The sequence below is a fragment of the Pseudomonas sp. BAV 4579 genome, assembly GCF_009765395.1.
In the GTDB taxonomy this organism is placed as follows: Bacteria; Pseudomonadota; Gammaproteobacteria; order Pseudomonadales; family Pseudomonadaceae; genus Chryseomonas; species Chryseomonas aestiva.
Genome location: NZ_WHOV01000241.1, coordinates 1 through 3,644 on the forward strand (window position 1 = coordinate 1; position 3,644 = coordinate 3,644).

General features: G+C 58.7%; 3 protein-coding genes. All 3 read right to left on the reverse strand.

What is annotated here, in order from left to right; all coding sequences use genetic code 11:
* Window positions 1-114: 114 nt before the first annotated feature.
* From pgsA to uvrY, 3 genes are read right to left on the reverse strand one after another with little or no spacing between them, the layout of a single operon-like run.
* Window positions 115-675: a CDP-diacylglycerol--glycerol-3-phosphate 3-phosphatidyltransferase gene (pgsA, locus tag GSQ95_RS25690; RefSeq protein ID WP_158895843.1), complete on the reverse strand. Its 561-nt coding sequence runs from the start codon at window positions 673-675 to the stop codon at window positions 115-117.
* Window positions 676-706: 31 nt separating this feature from the next.
* Window positions 707-2,533, reverse strand: a complete 1,827-nt coding sequence (gene uvrC / locus GSQ95_RS25695) for an excinuclease ABC subunit UvrC (protein WP_158895841.1) — start codon at window positions 2,531-2,533, stop codon at window positions 707-709.
* Between the two features lies 1 nt (window position 2,534).
* Window positions 2,535-3,179, reverse strand: coding sequence for a UvrY/SirA/GacA family response regulator transcription factor (gene uvrY, locus GSQ95_RS25700; RefSeq protein ID WP_158895839.1), 645 nt, complete (start codon window positions 3,177-3,179; stop codon window positions 2,535-2,537).
* Between the last annotated feature and the right edge of the window lie 465 nt (window positions 3,180-3,644).

Below are 3,644 nucleotides of genomic sequence, written 5' to 3' on the forward strand. Positions count from 1 at the left end.
ACTCGCGACCCCGACCTTGGCAAGGTCGTGCTCTACCAACTGAGCTATTCCCGCTTGGTGACGGGCGCCATTCTATCTGAGCCACCCTTCATGTCAAGCCATTGATTCAAAAACTTATTTCTTTTTCTCAGCGCTCATCAGATGCGGCCAGGCCGCCATCAGATAGGTGCACATGGACCACAGCGTCAGTGCCGCCGCTACGATAAGCAAGGCGTAGCCACTGATGACCCAGAAAGTCATCTGCGGCGGATTGGCCAGCAGGATGACCAGGGCCAGCATCTGCGCCGCTGTTTTCCACTTGCCCAGTTTGGAAACCGCGACCTGGGCGCGGGCACCCAGCTCGGCCATCCACTCCCGCAGCGCCGATACGACGATCTCGCGCCCGACGATGATGACGGCGGGCAGCGTCAGCCAGGCGTTGGCGTGCTCCTGCACGAGCAACACCAGAGCCACGGCGACGATGAGCTTGTCCGCTACCGGATCCAGAAAGGCACCAAAGGGCGTGCTCTGCCCCAGCCGCCGCGCCAGATAACCATCCAGCCAGTCGGTCGCACAGGCGATCGCGAAGACGGTGCTGGCGGTCCAGTAGCTCCAGTGGACCGGCAGGTAGAACAGGATGACGAACAGGGGAATGAGGAAGACGCGCAGTACGGTAAGCAGATTTGGAATATTCATTGGCGCGGCTATTGGTGAACGTGAGGCGATTCTACTCGCTGTGCAAGGCGGCATAAATCTGCTCGGCCAGCTTTTTGCTAATGCTGGGCGCTTTGGCAATTTCCTCGATGCTGGCGCGCTGCAATTCGCGCAGCCCACCAAAGTGCTTTAGGAGCTCCTGCCGACGCTTGGGCCCGATACCGGCGACCTCTTCCAGGGAGGAGGTTCTGCGCGCCTTGCCACGACGCGCGCGATGCCCGGTAATCGCGAAACGGTGCGCCTCATCGCGGATCTGTTGAATGAGGTGCAGCGCGGGCGAATGAGCCGGCAGGGTAAATTCGTTGGAAGGATCGTCCAGATAGAGGACCTCGAGGCCAGGCTTGCGGGTGACACCTTTGGCCACCCCCAGCAAAACCAGATCCGGCACGGCGAGCTCTCTGAGCACCTCACGGGCCATGGCCAACTGACCCTTGCCGCCATCCACCAGCAGGATGTCTGGCAACTTGCCCTCGCCCGCTTTCAGCCGACTGAAGCGGCGCGTCAGCGCCTGATGCATCGCCGCATAGTCATCGCCGGCCGTTACGCCTTCGATGTTGTAACGACGATAGTCCGATTTGAGCGGCCCTTCCGGTCCGAAGACCACACAGGACGCCACGGTCGCCTCGCCACTGGAGTGACTGATATCGAAACATTCCAGCCGTTGCGGTGGTTCGGGCAGATCCAGCGCCTGGACCAAGGCGTCGAAACGCACACCCATGTGCTGCCGATTGGCCAGACGCGTATTCAACGCCTGCTCCGCATTGGTTACCGCCAACTGCTGCCAGCGTGCCCGGGTCCCGCGGACGCGATGCGCGATGACCAGCTGCCGCTTATGGACTTCGGCAAAGGCATCGATCAGGGTAGCGAAGTCCTCATGGACGGAATTGACGATGATCTCATCCGGCAGATCCCGTTCCAGGTAAGCGAGATAGTACTGCTCCAGGAAGGCGACCAGCACCTCACTGGAATCCTCCTCGATCCCCACCTCTGGAAAGAAATTCTTACTGCCCAGCACCCGACCGCCGCGGACACTGACCAGGTGCACACAGGCACCGCCGGGGTTGACGAGGGCAGCGATGACATCGACGTCGCCGGTGCCACCTTCGATACTCTGCTGGTCCTGGACACGCCTGACCAGGGCGACCTGATCACGCAACTCGGCAGCACGCTCGAATTGCAGATTGACCGAGGCACTCTCCATCTTGACTTGCAGCTCTTCGGCCAGGGCATTGCTGCGCCCCTCGAGAAACATGGCGGAATGGCGAACGTCCTCGCCATATTCTTGCTCACTCACCAGCGCCACGCAGGGTCCCTTGCATCTCTTGATCTGGTATTGCAGACAGGGCCGCGTGCGATTACGGAAATAGTTGTCATCACACTGGCGCACCTGGAAGGCTTTCTGCAGCAGATTGAGACTTTCGCGGATGGCACCGGCACTGGGATAGGGCCCGAAATAACGTCCCTTCCCTCTTTTCTCTCCACGATGAATGGTCAGCCGAGGATACTTATCTTCCGTGGAGAGATAGACGTAGGGATAGGACTTATCATCCCGCAACAGGATGTTGTAGGGCGGACGCCACTGCTTGATGAGGTTCTGTTCCAGCAGGAGCGCTTCGGTCTCGTTGCCGGTGATGGTGGTCTCGATCTGGGCGATCTTGGACACCATGGAAGCCGTCTTGGGCGCCAAGCCAGTCTTTCTGAAGTAACTCGAAAGGCGGTTCTTGAGGTTCTTGGCTTTACCTACATAGAGGAGCTTACCGCCCTCGTCGAACATCCGGTAGACACCCGGACGTCCACTGCAACCGGATAAAAAGGCCGCAGCATCGAAAGATCGACTCATATCAACTCGTTGCATCTACCATGCCGTGGCGAACAGCCAACATGGCCAATTCGACATCGCTGGTAATCGATAATTTCTCGAAGATCCGATAGCGATAGGTGTTGACGGTCTTGGGGGACAAACAAAGCTTGTCGGAAATGACCTGAACTTTCTGGCAGCCGGCAATCATCAGCGCGATCTGAATCTCACGCTCGGACAGCTGATCGAAGGGCGATGCCTCGGCCTTGGATTGGAAGGGCTTCAGGGCAAGCTGCTGGGCGATCTGCGCACTAATGTAACGCCGACCGGCAAAGGCCTGCTTGATGGCGGTGATCATCTCTTCGATGTCAGCACCCTTGGTCAGATACCCCGCAGCGCCGGCCTGGAGAAGGCGAGTCGGAAAGGGATCTTCCTCACAGGCTGTAACCACGACAACCTTCAGATCGGGACGGCTGCGCAAGAGCTTGCGCGTAGCTTCCAGCCCACCGATACCGGGCATCCGGACATCCATCAAGACGACATCCGGCTCGAGTTCACGGGCCAGCATCAGTGCATTCTCACCACTGTCTGCCTGGCCGACGACCTGAATTCCTGTTACATCCGCCAGCATTCGCACGATGCCGGTACGAACAAGATCATGGTCGTCGACAACTAGCACCTTGATCAAAATCGACTCCCCTTCGCTTGCGCTTTCATCGCTTGCGTCACCTAAAAACCGGTCCGCGGATCCTAACGCTCAAGGGATAGGATCCTAGGCCACGCTAGAAATTTGGTTGATCATGCAAAGAAAAAAGGGGTACGACGCTTCGCACCCCTTGCCTACCGGCCTTAGGCCATTGGGCATTGTATACCGAAAAGGTTAAGGAAAAGGTATCAGATCAGAATCATTCCCGGTCAGGGTACCGGCGGCTATGAGGGCGCTCTGTCAGGCTGTTGCAGTCGATATCGGCTAGCGTGGTGTTGCCGACTCGCTATTGCGGCAGCGGGCGCCCGACGGCTGCATAAGTAATCGGAGCTTGCCCTGGCGGCCATTTTTTCCAAACCTATCATGCGTGCGGCGACCTCAGGGCGTTGGGCCTCGCTGCGCTCAGCGCCAACCGACGACGGTCCTGTGCCGCGCTTCCAACACCAC

What these genes read in the sequence shown, in the direction of transcription:
- pgsA (WP_158895843.1), bottom strand. Translation starts at nt 675, where the DNA reads ATGAATATTCCAAATCTGCTTACCGTACTGCGCGTCTTCCTCATTCCC.
- uvrC (WP_158895841.1), bottom strand. Translation starts at nt 2,533, where the DNA reads ATGAGTCGATCTTTCGATGCTGCGGCCTTTTTATCCGGTTGCAGTGGA.